We start from the raw sequence: 16,889 nt of genomic DNA, 5'->3' as shown, positions 1-16,889 counted from the left end.
GCATGAACAGCACGCTTATCCAGACAGACCGTTTCACCTTGAGTGAAACCGAGCGCTCGGCCATCGAGCACGAGCTGCATCACTACGAAGACCCGCGCGCGGCGTCGATCGAAGCCTTGAAGATCGTCCAGAAGGAACGTGGCTGGGTGCCGGATGGCGCCCTCTACGCCATCGGCGAAATCCTCGGCATCCCTGCCAGCGACGTTGAAGGTGTGGCCACGTTCTACAGCCAGATCTTCCGTCAGCCGGTGGGCCGCCACATCATTCGCGTGTGCGACAGCATGGTCTGCTACATCGGTGGCCACGAGTCCGTGGTCAGCGAGATCCAGAACAAGCTGGGCATTGGCCTGGGCCAAACCACCCCGGACGGCCGCTTCACGCTGCTGCCGGTGTGCTGCCTGGGCAACTGCGACAAGGCGCCGGCGTTGATGATCGACGACGACACATTCGGTGACGTACAGCCTGCTGGCGTGACCCAATTGCTCGAGGGCTACCCATGACCCTTACATCTTTCGGCCCGGCCAACCTGATCAAGCGTTCGCCTGAGACCCACCCGCTGACCTGGCGCCTGCGTGACGACGCCGAGCCGGTATGGCTCGACGAATACCAGGCCAAGAACGGTTACGCGGCGGCGCGCAAAGCCTTCGCCGACATGGCCCAGGACGATATCGTCCAGACCGTGAAAGACGCCGGCCTCAAAGGTCGCGGCGGTGCAGGCTTCCCCACGGGTGTTAAGTGGGGCCTGATGCCCAAAGACGAATCCATCAACATCCGCTACCTGCTGTGCAACGCGGATGAAATGGAGCCCAACACCTGGAAAGACCGCATGCTGATGGAGCAACTGCCCCATCTGCTGATCGAAGGCATGCTGATCAGCGCCCGCGCGCTGAAAACCTACCGTGGCTACATCTTCCTGCGTGGCGAGTACACCACCGCCGCCAAGCACCTCAACCGTGCCGTGGAAGAAGCCAAGGCCGCAGGTCTTTTGGGCAAGAACATCCTCGGTTCCGGTTTTGACTTCGAGCTGTTCGTGCACACCGGCGCCGGGCGTTACATCTGCGGTGAAGAAACCGCACTGATCAACTCCCTCGAAGGCCGCCGCGCCAACCCGCGCTCCAAGCCGCCCTTCCCTGCCGCCGTAGGTGTGTGGGGCAAGCCGACCTGCGTGAACAACGTTGAGACCCTGTGCAACGTGCCGGCGATCATCGCCGACGGCGTGGACTGGTACAAATCGTTGGCCCGCGAAGGCAGCGAAGACATGGGCACCAAGCTCATGGGCTTCTCCGGCAAGGTCAAGAACCCTGGCCTGTGGGAGCTGCCGTTCGGCGTGACCGCACGCGAGCTGTTCGAGGACTACGCCGGCGGCATGCGCGACGGCTACACCTTGAAAGCCTGGCAGCCAGGCGGCGCCGGCACCGGCTTCCTGCTCCCTGAGCACCTCGACGCACAGATGTACGCCGGCGGCATCGGCAAGGTCGGCACCCGGATGGGTACGGGCCTGGCGATGGCGGTGGACAACACCGTGAACATGGTCTCGCTGCTGCGCAACATGGAGCAGTTCTTTGCCCGTGAATCGTGCGGTTTCTGCACCCCATGCCGCGACGGTTTGCCGTGGAGCGTGAAGCTGCTGATGGCCCTGGAAAAAGGCGAAGGCCGCGAGGGTGACATCGAGACCCTGCTGGGACTGGTCGGTTTCCTCGGCCCAGGCAAGACCTTCTGTGCTCACGCACCGGGCGCCGTGGAGCCATTGGGCAGCGCCATCAAATACTTCCGCTCGGAGTTCGAAGCCGGCATCGCGCCTACCAGCGCCGCCGTCCCGCCTCTGGCAAGGCCGATCGTAGTCGGCGCGTAACGCTTAAACAGGCGAAGGGCCCGTGCCCTTCAACTGCTCATGTGCTGACGCCTTAACGGCTGTGTAGATGCACATGAATAACAAGATTCCATTAGCCACGCCCGCTGACAACGGGCCAACGAAGAACTTTGAACCATGGCCACTATCCACGTAGACGGCAAAGCGCTCGAAGTCGATGGGGCGGACAACCTGTTACAGGCGTGTCTGTCACTCGGCCTCGATATCCCGTATTTCTGCTGGCACCCCGCACTCGGTAGCGTCGGTGCCTGTCGCCAGTGTGCGGTCAAGCAATACACCGACGAGAACGACACCCGTGGTCGTATCGTCATGTCGTGCATGACCCCCGCCACCGACAACACCTGGATCTCCATCGACGATGAAGAATCCAAGGCGTTCCGCGCCAGTGTCGTCGAATGGCTGATGACCAACCACCCCCACGACTGCCCGGTCTGTGAGGAAGGCGGTCACTGCCACCTGCAAGACATGACCGTGATGACCGGCCACAACGAGCGCCGTTATCGCTTCACCAAGCGTACCCACCAGAACCAGGACCTCGGCCCCTTCATTTCCCACGAAATGAACCGCTGCATCGCCTGCTACCGTTGCGTGCGCTTCTATAAAGACTACGCCGGCGGCACCGACCTGGGCGTATTCGGCGCCCACGACAACGTGTACTTCGGTCGCGTTGAAGACGGCGTCCTGGAAAGCGAGTTCTCCGGCAACCTCACCGAGGTCTGCCCGACCGGTGTGTTCACCGACAAGACTCACTCCGAGCGCTACAACCGTAAGTGGGACATGCAGTTCTCGCCGAGCATCTGCCATGGCTGCTCCAGCGGTTGCAACATCTCCCCGGGCGAGCGCTACGGCGAACTGCGTCGCATCGAAAACCGCTTCAACGGTTCGGTCAACCAGTACTTCCTGTGCGACCGTGGCCGTTTCGGCTACGGCTACGTCAACCGCAAGGACCGCCCGCGTCAGCCACTGCTGGCCAATGGCGGCAAGCTGAGCCTGGACGACGCGCTGGATAAAGCCGCCGACCTGCTGCGCGGCCGCAACATCGTCGGTATCGGTTCGCCCCGCGCCAGCCTCGAAAGCAACTACGCGTTGCGCGAACTGGTGGGTGCCGAGCACTTCTACTCCGGTATCGAAGCCGGTGAGCTGGAGCGCATCCGCCTGGTCCTGCAAGTGCTGAACGACAGCCCGCTGCCGGTGCCGAACATGCGTGACATCGAAGATCACGACGCTATCTTCGTGCTCGGTGAAGACCTGACCCAGACCGCTGCCCGCATCGCCCTGTCGCTGCGCCAGTCGGTCAAGGGCAAAGCCGAAGACATGGCCGACGCGATGCGCGTACAGCCGTGGCTCGACGCTGCCGTGAAAAACATCGGCCAGCACGCGCTGAACCCGCTGTTTATCGCCAGCCTGGCTGAGACCAAGCTCGACGACATCGCCGAAGAATGCGTCCACGCCGCCCCAGACGACCTGGCCCGCATCGGTTTCGCCGTGGCCCACGCCCTGGACGCCAGCGCGCCTGCCGTCGAAGGCCTGGACACTGAAGCCGTTGAACTGGCCCAGCGCATCGCCGACGCCCTGCTGGCCGCCAAGCGTCCATTGATCATTGCCGGTACCTCGCTGGGTTCCAAGGCGCTGATCGAAGCCGCTGCCAACATCGCCAAGGCCTTGAAGCTGCGCGACAAGAACGGTTCCATCAGCCTGGTCGTGCCGGAAGCCAACAGCCTTGGCCTGGCCATGCTCGGTGGCGAGTCCCTGGACGCCGCGCTGCAAGCAGTAACGGATGGCAAAGCCGACGCTATCGTCGTGCTGGAAAACGACCTGTACACCCGCACCGATGCCGCCAAGGTTGACGCTGCGCTCAATGCCGCCAAGGTGCTGATCGTTGCCGACCACCAGAAGACCGCCACCAGCGACCGTGCCGACCTGGTCCTGCCAGCCGCCACCTTCGCCGAAGGCGACGGTACCCTGGTCAGCCAGGAAGGCCGCGCCCAGCGCTTCTTCCAGGTGTTCGATCCGAAGTACATGGACGCCAGCATCCTGGTACACGAAGGCTGGCGCTGGCTACATGCCCTGCGCGCCACCCTGCTGAACCAGCCGATCGACTGGACCCAACTCGACCACGTAACCGCCGCCGCCGCCTCCAGCGCGCCGCAGCTGGCCCGTATCGTCGACGCTGCACCGTCCGCCGCGTTCCGCATCAAGGGCATGAAACTGGCCCGTGAACCGCTGCGTTACTCCGGTCGTACCGCCATGCGCGCCAACATCAGCGTGCACGAACCGCGTACCCCACAAGACCAGGACACCGCGTTTGCCTTCTCCATGGAAGGTTACTCGGGTTCGGTCGAGCCGCGTCAGCAGGTACCATTCGCCTGGTCGCCGGGCTGGAACTCGCCACAGGCCTGGAACAAGTTCCAGGACGAAGTCGGTGGTCACATCCGCGCTGGCGACCCGGGCACCCGCCTGATCGAAAGCACCGGTGACTCGCTGAACTGGTTCGCCGCCGTACCGCGTCCGTTCAACCCGGCCCAGGGCACCTGGCAGGTTGTGCCGTTCTTCCACCTGTTCGGCAGCGAAGAGAACTCTTCCAAGGCCGCGCCGGTTCAAGAGCGCATCCCTACCGCCTACGTTTCCCTGGCCAAGTCCGAAGCCGACCGCCTGGGCGTCAACGACGGTGCACTGCTCAGCCTGAACGTGGCCGGCCAGACCCTGCGTCTGCCGCTGCGCATCAACGAAGAGTTGGGCGCTGGCCTGGTAGCACTGCCGAAAGGTTTCGCCGGCATCCCAGCGGCCATCTTTGGCAAAACCGTTGACGGTCTGCAGGAGGCAGCGCAATGACCTGGTTCACCCCTGAAGTGATCGACGTGATCATTGCGGTCCTCAAGGCTGTCGTGATCCTGTTGGCCGTGGTCGTCGCGGGCGCCCTGCTCAGCTTCGTCGAACGTCGCCTGCTGGGCTGGTGGCAGGACCGTTACGGTCCGAACCGCGTTGGCCCGTTCGGCATGTTCCAGATCGCTGCCGACATGCTCAAAATGTTCTTCAAGGAAGACTGGACCCCGCCGTTTGCCGACAAGGTGATCTTCACCCTGGCACCGGTCGTGGCCATGAGCGCTTTGCTGATCGCCTTCGCGATCATCCCGATCACCCCGACCTGGGGCGTGGCGGACCTGAACATCGGCTTGCTGTTCTTCTTCGCCATGGCCGGTCTGTCGGTCTACGCGGTGCTGTTCGCCGGTTGGTCGAGTAACAACAAGTTCGCCCTCCTGGGCAGCTTGCGGGCTTCGGCCCAGACCGTGTCCTACGAAGTGTTCATGGGCCTCGCGCTGATGGGCATCGTGGTGCAGGTCGGCTCGTTCAACATGCGCGACATCGTCGAGTACCAGGCGCAGAACCTGTGGTTCATCATTCCGCAGTTCTTCGGCTTCTGTACCTTCTTCATCGCTGGCGTCGCCGTGACTCACCGTCACCCGTTCGACCAGCCGGAAGCAGAACAGGAACTGGCCGACGGTTACCACATCGAATACGCCGGCATGAAATGGGGCATGTTCTTCGTTGGCGAATACATCGGCATCATCTTGATCTCGGCCCTGCTGGTGACGCTGTTCTTCGGCGGCTGGCACGGTCCGTTCGGCATTCTGCCGCAGTTGGCGTTCTTCTGGTTCTTCCTCAAGACCGCGTTCTTCATCATGTTGTTTATCCTGCTGCGCGCTTCCATTCCGCGTCCACGATACGACCAGGTGATGGATTTCAGCTGGCGCTTCTGCCTGCCGCTGACCCTGATCAATTTGCTGGTGACGGCTGCCGTTGTGTTGTTGAACACGCCCGCCGGCGCGGTTCAGTGAGGATTTGACCCATGTTCAAATATATTGGCGACATCGTTAAGGGTACCGGTACCCAGTTGCGAAGCCTGGTGATGGTTTTCGGCCATGGCTTTCGCAAGCGCGACACCCTGCAATACCCGGAAGAAGCGGTGTACCTGCCGCCACGCTATCGCGGCCGCATCGTGCTCACCCGCGACCCCGATGGCGAAGAGCGTTGCGTAGCCTGCAACCTGTGCGCCGTGGCGTGCCCGGTAGGTTGTATCTCCCTGCAGAAAGCTGAAACCGAAGACGGTCGCTGGTACCCGGACTTCTTCCGCATCAACTTCTCGCGCTGCATTTTCTGCGGCCTCTGCGAGGAAGCTTGCCCGACCACCGCCATCCAGCTCACGCCGGATTTCGAGATGGCCGAGTTCAAACGTCAGGACCTGGTGTACGAGAAAGAAGATCTGCTGATCTCTGGTCCCGGTAAAAACCCTGATTACAACTTCTATCGTGTTGCAGGTATGGCCGTTGCCGGTAAGCCAAAAGGCGCCGCACAAAACGAAGCCGAGCCGATCAACGTGAAGAGCTTGCTGCCTTAAGGAAGAAAGATGGAATTCGCTTTCTATTTCGCGTCCGGTATTGCAGTGGTGTCCACGCTTCGCGTGATCACCAACACCAACCCCGTGCACGCCCTGCTCTACCTGATCATTTCGTTGATCGCCGTGGCCATGACCTTCTTCAGCCTCGGCGCACCGTTCGCCGGTGTGCTGGAAGTGATCGCCTACGCCGGCGCCATCATGGTGCTGTTCGTGTTTGTGGTGATGATGCTCAACCTGGGGCCGGCTTCGGTCGCCCAGGAGCGCGTCTGGCTCAAGCCCGGCATCTGGCTCGGCCCGGTCGTCCTGGCAGCCCTGCTGCTGGGTGAACTGCTGTATGTACTGTTCGCTCACCAGAGCGGCCAGGCCATCGGCCACACCACCGTAGACGCGAAGGCCGTGGGCATCAGCCTGTTCGGCCCGTACCTGCTGGTGGTCGAACTGGCGTCGATGCTGCTGCTCGCTGCAGCCGTCACCGCCTTCCACTTGGGCCGCAACGAAGCCAAGGAGCAATGACGATGCCTGCTATCCCTTTGGAGCATGGTCTGGCGGTCGCCGGCATCCTGTTCTGCCTTGGCCTGGTCGGCCTGATGGTTCGCCGTAACATTCTGTTCGTGTTGATGAGCCTGGAAATCATGATGAACGCCGCCGCACTGGCCTTCATCGTTGCAGGTGCACGTTGGGGCCAGCCGGATGGACAAGTCATGTTCATCCTGGTGATCAGCCTGGCAGCCGCCGAGGCCAGTATCGGCCTGGCGATCCTGCTGCAACTGTATCGTCGCTTCCACACGCTTGATATCGACGCTGCCAGTGAGATGCGCGGATGAACATGATCTTTCTGACTTTCGTATTCCCCCTGATCGGTTTCCTGCTGCTGTCCTTCTCTCGCGGGCGCTGGTCGGAAAACCTCTCGGCCCTGGTGGGCGTAGGTTCCATTGGCCTGTCGGCCATCGTGGCCGCCTACGTCATCTGGCAATTCAACGTGGCGCCGCCGGAAGGCGGCCACTACACCCTGGTGCTGTGGCAGTGGATGTCGGTGGAAGGCTTCAAGCCTAACTTCGCCCTCTACATCGACGGCCTGTCGATCACCATGCTCGGCGTGGTGGTGGGTGTGGGCTTCCTGATCCACCTGTTCGCGTCCTGGTACATGCGCGGTGAAGCGGGCTACTCGCGCTTCTTCTCGTACACCAACCTGTTTATCGCCAGCATGCTGTTCCTGGTGCTGGGCGATAACCTGTTGTTCCTGTACTTCGGTTGGGAAGGCGTGGGCCTGTGCTCGTACCTGTTGATCGGTTTCTACTACAGCAACCGCAACAACGGTAACGCCGCCCTCAAAGCCTTCATCGTGACCCGTATCGGTGACGTGTTCATGGCCATCGGCCTGTTCATCCTGTTCCAACAGGTGGGCACGCTGAACATCCAGGAACTGCTGGTGCTGGCGCCGCAGAAATTCCAGGTTGGCGACTTCTGGATCACCCTGGCCACCCTGATGCTGCTGGGCGGCGCTGTCGGTAAATCCGCGCAACTGCCGCTGCAAACCTGGCTGGCGGATGCGATGGCCGGTCCTACCCCTGTTTCCGCACTGATCCACGCGGCAACGATGGTAACTGCAGGTGTCTACCTGATCGCACGTACCCACGGCCTGTTCACCCTGGCGCCGGAAATCCTGCACCTGGTGGGCCTGGTAGGCGGCGTGACCCTGGTACTGGCCGGCTTCGCCGCGCTGGTGCAGACCGACATCAAGCGTATCCTCGCCTACTCGACCATGAGCCAGATCGGCTACATGTTTCTGGCCCTGGGCGTTGGCGCCTGGGACGCGGCGATCTTCCACCTGATGACCCACGCCTTCTTCAAGGCCCTGCTGTTCCTCGCTTCCGGTGCGGTGATCGTTGCCTGCCACCACGAGCAGAACATCTTCAAGATGGGCGGCCTGTGGAAGAAACTGCCACTGGCCTACGCCAGCTTCATCGTCGGTGGTGCCGCCCTGGCCGCCCTGCCGCTGGTGACCGCAGGTTTCTACTCGAAAGACGAAATCCTCTGGGAAGCCTTTGCCAGCGGTAACCAGAACCTGCTGTACGCAGGCCTGGTGGGTGCATTCATGACCTCGCTGTACACCTTCCGCCTGATCTTCATCACCTTCCACGGTGAAGCCAAGACTGAAGCACACGCAGGCCACGGCATTTCGCACTGGCTGCCTTTGTCGGTACTGATCGTGCTGTCGACCTTCGTCGGCGCCCTGATCACCCCGCCACTGGCTGGCGTGCTGCCAGAAAGCGCCGGCCATGCCGGTGGCGCTGCCAAGCACAGCCTGGAAATCGCCTCGGGCGCTATCGCTATCGCCGGTATCCTGCTGGCGGCCCTGCTGTTCCTGGGCAAGCGTCGCTTCGTGACGGCGGTTGCCAACAGTGGCATTGGCCGCTTCCTGTCAGCCTGGTGGTTCGCTGCCTGGGGCTTCGACTGGATCTACGACAAACTGTTCGTCAAGCCTTACCTGGCCATCAGCCATGTACTGCGCAAAGACCCGCTCGACCAGACCATCGGTTTGATCCCGCGCGCCGCCAAGGCCGGTCACACCGCCCTGAGCCGCAGCGAGACTGGCCAACTGCGCTGGTATGCAGCCTCCATGGCGGCCGGTGCCGTGCTGGTGATTGGCGCCATCGTGGTGGTAGCGGTCTGATTATGAACATTGCCAACTTTGCGAACTTGCGAAAGGAAACGAGCCTGTCATGATTCTGCCCTGGCTAATCCTGATCCCCTTCATCGGCGGCCTGCTCTGCTGGATGGGTGAACGCTTCGGCGCCACCCTCCCCCGCTGGATTGCGTTGCTGACCATGTCCCTGGAACTCGCACTCGGCCTCTGGCTGTGGGCCCATGGCGACTATTCATTTGCTCCGGCACCGGGTGTCGATCCAACCTTCGCGCTTGAATTCAAGCACGTGTGGATCCAGCGGTTCGGCATCAACGTGCACCTGGCCCTCGACGGCCTGTCGCTGTTGATGATCCTGCTGACCGGCCTGCTGGGTATTCTCTCGGTACTCTGCTCCTGGAAAGAGATCCAGCGTCACGTGGGCTTCTTCCACCTGAACCTGATGTGGATCCTGGGCGGCGTTGTCGGCGTGTTCCTCGCCCTCGACCTGTTCATGTTCTTCTTCTTCTGGGAAATGATGCTGGTGCCGATGTACTTCCTCATCGCGCTCTGGGGTCACAGTTCTTCGGACGGCAAGAAAACCCGGATCTACGCGGCAACCAAGTTCTTCATCTTCACCCAGGCTTCCGGCCTGATCATGTTGGTGGCGATCCTGGGCCTGGTACTGGTCAACTTCAACAACACCGGCGTGATTACCTTCAACTACGCCGACCTGTTGAAGACCAAGATGTCCCTGACCACCGAGTACATCCTGATGCTGGGCTTCTTCATCGCCTTCGCGGTGAAGCTGCCGGTGGTGCCGTTCCACTCCTGGCTGCCTGACGCTCACGCCCAGGCGCCGACCGCAGGCTCCGTGGACCTGGCCGGTATCCTGTTGAAGACCGCTGCGTATGGTCTGCTGCGTTTCGCCCTGCCGCTGTTCCCGAATGCCTCGGCCGAGTTCGCGCCGATCGCGATGACCCTGGGTCTGATCGGGATCTTCTACGGTGCGTTCCTGGCGTTCGCACAAACCGACATCAAGCGTCTGATTGCCTTCTCGTCCGTTTCCCACATGGGCTTCGTGCTGATCGGCATCTACTCCGGCAGCCAGCTGGCGCTGCAAGGCGCGGTGATCCAGATGTTGGCCCACGGTGTTTCGGCCGCTGCCCTCTTTATCCTGAGTGGCCAGCTGTACGAGCGCCTGCACACCCGTGACATGCGTGAAATGGGTGGGGTGTGGTCGCGCATCGCCTACCTGCCGGCGATCAGCCTGTTCTTCGCCGCCGCGTCCCTGGGCTTGCCGGGCACCGGTAACTTCATCGGCGAATTCCTGATCCTGATGGGCTCGTTTGTACAGACCCCATGGATCAGCGCCATCGCCACGTCCGGCCTGGTGTTCGGTTCGGTCTACTCGCTGATCATGATCCACCGCGCCTACTTCGGCCCGGCCAAGTCCGACACCGTCCTGCAAGGGATGGATGCTCGCGAACTGATCATGGTGCTCGGCCTTGCGGTGCTGCTGATCTACATCGGCGTGTACCCGCAACCGTTCCTGGACACTTCTGCCGCAACGATGCATGGCGTGCAGCAGTGGTTCGGCACCGCCTTCTCTCAACTCGCTTCGGCCCGGTAAGAGCGCTATGGAATTCACGATCCAACACTTTATCGCGCTTGCGCCGCTGCTGATTACCAGCCTCACCATCGTGGTGGTGATGCTGGCCATCGCCTGGCGCCGCAATCACTCGCAAACGTTCCTGCTGTCCTGTGCCGGTCTGAACCTGGCCCTGCTGTCGATCATCCCGGCCCTCAAGGTCGCGCCACTGGCGGTCACGCCTTTGATGATGGTCGATGACTTCGCCCTGCTGTACATCGCGCTGATCCTGGTGGCCACGCTGGCCTGCGTCACCCTCGCCCACGCCTACCTCGGCGAAGGCGGCACCGGCTACCCAGGCAACCGCGAAGAGCTGTACCTGCTGATCCTGCTGGCTGCGGCCGGTGGTATCGTGCTGGTCAGCGCACAGCACCTGGCGGGCCTGTTCATCGGCCTGGAACTGCTGTCGATCCCGACCTACGGCCTGGTGGCCTATGCGTTCTTCAACAAGCGCTCCCTGGAAGCCGGCATCAAGTACATGGTGCTGTCGGCGGCCGGTTCCGCGTTCCTGTTGTTCGGTATGGCCCTGCTCTATGCCGAAGCCGGCAACCTGAGCTTCACCGGTATCGGCCACGCCCTGGCCGCCACCAGCATGCCTGCGCCGATTGCCCAACTGGGCCTGGCCATGATGCTGATCGGCCTGGCGTTCAAGCTCTCCCTGGTGCCGTTCCACCTGTGGACCCCGGACGTGTACGAAGGCGCCCCGGCGCCGGTGGCTGCGTTCCTGGCCACTGCGTCGAAGGTGGCTGTGTTTGCGGTGATGGTGCGTCTGTTCCAGATCTCCCCTGCCGCCAATACCGGCGTGCTGAGCACCGTGCTGACCGTGATTGCCATTGCGTCGATCCTGTTCGGTAACCTGCTGGCCCTGACCCAGAACAACCTCAAGCGTCTGCTGGGTTATTCGTCCATCGCGCACTTCGGCTACCTGCTGATCGCCCTGGTGGCGAGCAAAGGCCTGGCCGTGGAAGCCATGGGCGTGTACCTGGTCACCTACGTGATCACCAGCCTGGGTGCATTCGGCGTGATCACGCTGATGTCCTCGCCGTTCAAAGGCCGTGACGCTGACGCCCTGTACGAATACCGCGGCCTGTTCTGGCGCCGTCCGTACCTGACCGCCGTACTGACCGTGATGATGCTGTCCCTGGCCGGTATCCCACTGACTGCCGGCTTCATCGGCAAGTTCTACATCGTCGCTACCGGTGTTGAAGCCCACGAATGGTGGTTGGTCGCGTCCCTGGTACTGGGCAGCGCCATCGGCGTGTTCTATTACCTGCGCGTGATGGTCACCCTGTACCTGATCGAGCCAAACCTGCGCCGCGTGGACGCCGAGCTGCACTGGGAACAAAAGGCAGGCGGCGTGATGCTGCTGGCCATCGCCCTGCTCGCGTTCTTCCTGGGCGTATACCCACAACCGCTGCTCACCCTGGTGCAGCACGCGGTACTGGGCGTTTGATCGCTTAGTTGGATGCAGCAAACAAAACGGCGCCTTCGGGCGCCGTTTTTTATGGGTGGATATTTAGAGCTGCAGTGCGACACCTAACGCCTTCGACTTGCCCGCGATAGGGTTGGACAAACGCAACAGAATCATCTGACGCGACACACAGCACGGCCTGACATCACGCCCTCTACCCCATTCGTAAAGTGGACACCTCATACGCAATCTACGTAGGGACCACGATGAAACGGCATACCGCCTCAGAGTTAATCGAAGGCTTCGACGCCCTGGCAGACGAACGCCAAGGCAAAATCACCCTGCGTACCCACAAGGTTCACCTCAACAAGCTGGAACCACTCACCGCCGAGGAAGTGGTCGCCGTGCGCCAGCAACTCAACCTCTCCCGCTCGGTGTTCGCCATGTACCTGCGTACCAACAAACGCACGCTGGAAAACTGGGAGCAAGGCCGCGCCAAGCCCAATGCCCAGGCGGTCACTTTGATTCGGCTGGTGGCGCGCTTTCCAGAAACAGTCGCACAACTTGCAGCCTTGAACTGAAAAATAAACGGGTGAACGCATGTAGTGAGCGGGTTTACCCCGCGCGGCGGTATATCAGGTGGCGCGGTGCGTCAGGTAGATCGCGGCGCGGGGTAAACCCGCTCACTACAGGGATCATCAGGCTCTACCGTCCACCCAGCATATCGGCGAAGGTCTCGTCATCCGGCAACCCCTCCCCCACCCAGATCGACGGCGCAACGTGGGGCGAGCCTTCGGTCCAGAACAGTGAGTGCCGCGCGAGGCCTGAAGGATCGATCTGCGCGCTTAGTTGCAGCATGCCTTCGCCGATCCGCTCCGGGTCGGGCAAGTCGAGCCATTGTGCGGGTACCCAGGCTGTATCGGCGTGGCTTACCGGTGCCCAGCAGCCGGCCAATGGCAGCGCCTGCAACACCTCGTCGAACGATTCCAGGGCAAACCCTTCGCTCAACGCCGACAACGCCAGGCGCTCCAACTGGCTGTACCACAACCCATCCCGTTCCAACCGCGCCAGCAACGGCACGTCCTCCCCTGCACTGGCGAGGGTCAGCGGAAAATAACGCCCCACCCGATCCACGCTGGGAATCATCACCCCCGCCCAACCGCTATCACCGCACACCCCCGCCGCCAACGCAAAACGCCAGATCGGGCTGCACAAGTACACCTCCAGCCATTGCTCACCCAGGCGTTCACGACTGCACTGCAAACCGGCCTGCAGCCAACTGTCCCAGGTGTTCAAAAACGCCGGCGGCAAACGCCGGCTGACAAAATCCCCATGGCTTGCGACCTTGCCGAAAAATCCATTCATGACGGGTCCTTAAAAACTGCTGGGGCAATGGAACGACTCTGAACCGTCGCGGCGGAACGGGTTGATCACACTGCTGGCGCGCAACTGGTACGCCACGCGGTGGCCCTCCACGGTGAAGGTCAATTGCAATTGCTCGCCCTGGGCGCTGACCGCCGCCTTGTCCATCATGCGCAGCCAACCCCACGGGCCGTCACTGCGCAACGGGTTGACCAGCGCCGGCGTGGTGTCCAGGCGCACCAACCCGCCAGACTTGCCGCTGGGCAGGGAGATGCTGGTGAAGTCCGGCGAAGTGCCGGTGTCGTACACCACCGGCTGGCCATCGATGTCCAGGGTCACTTTGGTCAACGCCGGATCAGCCCCCAGGGCCTTGAGATCAAAACGCATCGACGGCTGGCGCGCCCCCGCCACGAAGAACATGTCGCGCAGCTTGGCGCCACGCTGGAACTGGTTGAGCACATCCTGGGAGATATTCAGCGGCGTCACTCCGCTGGAGCGCCAGCGCCACTGGCTGCCGCTCATGTCGACATAAGCCGCCAGGTTCTTGCTGAAAAAGTCATCCATCAAGCCACCGGGGCCGAAGAACTTGCCAAAGTCATCGGCAGTGGCATCACGCCCGGAACTGCGCACCAGCGGGTAGCGCCCCTCAATCGCCACGCGGCAGAACGGCGCGCCCGTGGCCTCCCACAGCGCGTTCAAGCGGGCCTTTTCATTGCCCAGGGTGAGCGCGGTGCCACCGGCCTCCACATCGCGCAGCAAGGTCGACAAAGGCGCCGGCTGGGTGTCGCCCGAACGCTTCAAGCGCCCCAGCACTTCGTTGGACGGTGCCGGCGCAGCACTGCGGCGGGCCGCATCGGCGCTGTCGAAAAACTGCCCGGCGTCTTTCAGCGAGGCCAGCACGTCATCCAATGGCTGCGGCCCGGTGCCGGTTCCGACCAAACGATGCAACGCGGCAAAATGCTGGTCCACCGGGTTGGCCGAAGCGTCCGCGACCGGTGCCTGGCTGTCGCCGCCCAACGCCGATTGCAGTTTCTGGGTAGCCGCCGCGATCTTGTCACGCACGCGCTGGTCGGTGTCCTTGGCGGTGGCCGAAGTCAGGGCGCCTTCCAGGGTGGTTTCCCTGGACACGGCCTGCAGCAACGCACGCAGCGGCGAGTCGCTGGCAGACAGCGCGTTGCTGACCTGGGACGCCTGGCCGAGGCCGGTCAACGGCACCAGGTGCACATCCGCGAGAAAGGTGTCCCACTGGCGGATGTAGTCGGCGTAATACAACTCCAGCACCGCCGCCTGCATCGCCGGGTTGCCGCCGGCGATCTGCGCCGACTCCTGACGGTCCAGCACCCAGCTGTCCTTGGCCATGTCAGCCACGGCTTGTGGGGTCTTGTCGGTCAGCTCACGGTAACCGGCGATCCGGTACACGCCGCTGACCCCACGAGACAACGGCTCACCACTGGCGCGGGTAAACAGCGACGATACGTCCCGCCCCACCGCGCTGTTGACGCTCAACTCCGGCAGATGCTGCTGATCCACCTGGCGCTTGACCCGGTTATAGATGCGCTGGGACAACGGCATGCTCGCCAGCGCCAGGCGCACCTTGGCGATCAATGCACTGTCGAGCTGCACCGGTTCGGCTTCGTCATCGGCCTCCAGCAACGCCGCCACGTGATCCGACAGTTGCTGCAACTGCGCGGGTGTGGCCTGGGGCAGTTCGCGGCGCCAGTCCACATCGACCCAGGCCTGCACCGACGGCGCATCGAAGAACTGCCGCTCGCCCAGCATCAGGTAGGCGCGCAGGGTTTCATACAGAAACTCCTGGTTGCTCGCATCGCCCCGGCGCAACGCGTTTTCCATGTTGGCGACGATGTGCGGCAGCAACGTACTGCGCAGCAGGCGGCGGTACAGGGTGATCGCCCCTGCGCCCAGCTTGTTGCCCTGATACAGGCCCATGCGGCTGAGCAGCGGCACGCTGTTGTCGGCGTCGCCGTAGCCACTGGGTAAATTGCGCGCGGCATTGAGCAACGGCAACGTCACCAGCACATCGCCCTCGGCCGGTAATGCAGCGGCCAATTGCGCGACGTTGTTGGCGGCGCCAGACGCATCGGCGATCAATTGCAGGTTGCGGTTGTAGCTGATGGTCATCGCCGCCAGCAGCAACACGAACACTGCCGCCGCCGTGATACGCCCGGCGCGGCCAAGCAAGCGCCGACGCCGCTCCTCTTGATGATTGACCCCGGCAAGCCCGGCCTCCTTGAAGATCACCTCGCGCAGCAACCGCGTGATGAAATAGCTGCGCCCGCTGGCCACATTCGGCGCCAGCACCTTGCGGCCCAGGCCGAACGAGGCCGCCAGCGAAGTCAGCACGCGGTCAATCGGGCTGCCTTCCTGGGTGCCGCTGGTGAAGTACACCCCACGCAGCAGCGCCGGCTCCTGGTAGCGGTTGGTTTCAAACACCGTGTTGAGAAAGCGCGTCAGGCCATCGCCCAGGCTGGCAAATTGTTGCGGGAAGCTATAGAGCAAGGCACGTCGCGACAGGTCGCGCTCCTGCTGCAACCGCTCCAGTACCCGCCGCTGCAACTGACGTTCCAACGCATCGAACTCGCCCGGGAACGACGCCAACCCGGTGTCGGGCTGCGGTGGCTGGGGCAAGGGAAAGGTCACCCCCCACACCTGTGCACGCTCGTCGCGGCCGAAGGTTTCGAAAAACTCCGAGAAGCCCGCCAGCAAATCGCACTTGGTGATGATCACGTACACCGGAAACCGCAGGCCCAGGCGCTCATACAGCTCGTTGATGCGCGCGCGGATCGCCACGGCCTGGGCCTGACGCTGGGCGTCGGTCTGTTGCAGCAAGTCGCTGACACTCAAGGCCACGATCACACCGTTGACCGGGCGCTGGCGACGGTACTTTTTCAGCAGGTCGAGAAAGCCGCCCCAGGCCGCCTTGTCCACCTCGGTGTAGCTGTCCTGGGTGGTGTAGCGCCCGGCGGTGTCGAGCAACACGGCTTCGTCGGTGAACCACCAGTCGCAATGCCGCGTACCGCCCACGCCGCCGATGGCGCCACTGCCCATGGCTTCGCGCAGGGGAAACTGCAGGCCGGAGTGGGTCAGCGCGGTGGTCTTGCCGCTGCCCGGCGCGCCGACAAACATGTACCACGGCAGTTGGTACAGGTACTGCCCGCTCATCTTCCAGCCCGGGTTGGCCTTGCGCAGCACCGCCATGGCCGAGCGCATGCGCTCGCCCAGCTCAGCCACTTCGGCCTGGGTTTCACGCACACCGGGCGCCACCACCGGCGCCTCGGCCACGCCGGCCATCAGGCCACGATTGGCCCGCCAGGCACGCCACAGGCGCCAGGCAAAGTAACCCAGCCAAATCAGCACAAACAGCGCGATCAACCCCCAACGACGTGACTCCGGCGCCAGCGGCTCGCTGCCGTTGAACGCCAGCAACGGGCCTTCGTACCACACCAGCAAGGACAGCAGCGCCACGCCGATCAGCGACAGCAACCACGGCTTGAGCAGCCACAGAATAAAGCGCTCCACCGGGGACCATAACAATGAGAAAAACGAAGAAAAATTCAT

General features: G+C 62.7%; 13 protein-coding genes. 11 read left to right on the top strand and 2 right to left on the bottom strand.

Annotation, left to right across the window (positions count from 1 at the left end; genetic code table 11):
* Positions 1–2: 2 nt before the first annotated feature.
* From nuoE to AC07SU_RS09150, 11 genes are all read left to right on the top strand, one after another.
* Positions 3–500, top strand: a complete 498-nt coding sequence (gene nuoE / locus AC07SU_RS09200; RefSeq protein ID WP_003174721.1) for an NADH-quinone oxidoreductase subunit NuoE — start codon at positions 3–5, stop codon at positions 498–500.
* Entirely contained in the window at positions 497–1,852 is a 1,356-nt protein-coding gene (nuoF, locus tag AC07SU_RS09195; protein WP_105698604.1) for an NADH-quinone oxidoreductase subunit NuoF, read from the top strand. The genes nuoE and nuoF overlap by 4 nt, the downstream gene beginning before the upstream one ends.
* A gap of 135 nt (positions 1,853–1,987) precedes the next feature.
* Positions 1,988–4,702 (top strand): NADH-quinone oxidoreductase subunit NuoG, encoded by a 2,715-nt coding sequence (gene nuoG, locus AC07SU_RS09190; protein WP_494996864.1) that lies wholly within the window; start codon positions 1,988–1,990, stop codon positions 4,700–4,702.
* Positions 4,699–5,706 carry an NADH-quinone oxidoreductase subunit NuoH gene (gene nuoH, locus AC07SU_RS09185; RefSeq protein ID WP_060755669.1) on the top strand — a complete coding sequence of 336 codons (1,008 nt, stop codon included), beginning with the start codon at positions 4,699–4,701 and terminating at the stop codon, positions 5,704–5,706. Before nuoG ends, nuoH begins: the two co-directional genes overlap by 4 nt.
* Before the next feature lie 11 nt (positions 5,707–5,717).
* On the top strand, positions 5,718–6,266 hold the full coding sequence (nuoI, locus tag AC07SU_RS09180; protein WP_003174725.1) for an NADH-quinone oxidoreductase subunit NuoI: 549 nt from the start codon (positions 5,718–5,720) through the stop codon (positions 6,264–6,266).
* A gap of 9 nt (positions 6,267–6,275) precedes the next feature.
* Positions 6,276–6,779, top strand: coding sequence for an NADH-quinone oxidoreductase subunit J (gene nuoJ, locus AC07SU_RS09175; protein ID WP_016974048.1), 504 nt, complete (start codon positions 6,276–6,278; stop codon positions 6,777–6,779).
* Positions 6,780–6,781: 2 nt separating this feature from the next.
* Positions 6,782–7,090 carry an NADH-quinone oxidoreductase subunit NuoK gene (nuoK, locus tag AC07SU_RS09170; RefSeq protein WP_003174727.1) on the top strand — a complete coding sequence of 103 codons (309 nt, stop codon included), beginning with the start codon at positions 6,782–6,784 and terminating at the stop codon, positions 7,088–7,090.
* Positions 7,087–8,940, top strand: a complete 1,854-nt coding sequence (gene nuoL / locus AC07SU_RS09165; RefSeq protein ID WP_017255329.1) for an NADH-quinone oxidoreductase subunit L — start codon at positions 7,087–7,089, stop codon at positions 8,938–8,940. Before nuoK ends, nuoL begins: the two co-directional genes overlap by 4 nt.
* Positions 8,941–8,989: 49 nt before the next feature.
* Positions 8,990–10,522, top strand: coding sequence for an NADH-quinone oxidoreductase subunit M (gene nuoM, locus AC07SU_RS09160; protein WP_016974046.1), 1,533 nt, complete (start codon positions 8,990–8,992; stop codon positions 10,520–10,522).
* Positions 10,523–10,529: 7 nt separating this feature from the next.
* Entirely contained in the window at positions 10,530–11,993 is a 1,464-nt protein-coding gene (nuoN, locus tag AC07SU_RS09155) for an NADH-quinone oxidoreductase subunit NuoN (RefSeq protein ID WP_012724956.1), read from the top strand.
* A 224-nt stretch (positions 11,994–12,217) separates the two neighbouring features.
* Positions 12,218–12,532, top strand: coding sequence for a helix-turn-helix domain-containing protein (locus AC07SU_RS09150; protein WP_494996863.1), 315 nt, complete (start codon positions 12,218–12,220; stop codon positions 12,530–12,532).
* Positions 12,533–12,656: 124 nt separating this feature from the next.
* Here AC07SU_RS09150 and tagF read toward each other — a convergent pair whose 3' ends face one another.
* Both tagF and tssM read right to left on the bottom strand, forming a co-directional pair.
* Positions 12,657–13,316: a type VI secretion system-associated protein TagF gene (gene tagF / locus AC07SU_RS09145; RefSeq protein ID WP_494996862.1), complete on the bottom strand. Its 660-nt coding sequence runs from the start codon at positions 13,314–13,316 to the stop codon at positions 12,657–12,659.
* A 9-nt stretch (positions 13,317–13,325) separates the two neighbouring features.
* A complete protein-coding gene (gene tssM / locus AC07SU_RS09140; protein WP_494996861.1) occupies positions 13,326–16,889 on the bottom strand; it encodes a type VI secretion system membrane subunit TssM in 3,564 nt (1,187 codons plus the stop codon).

This window comes from Pseudomonas sp. GW821-FHT05H12 (assembly GCF_059419385.1).
Note: the sequence above shows the minus strand (reverse complement) of the source record. Positions and strands in the feature narration are given on the sequence as shown.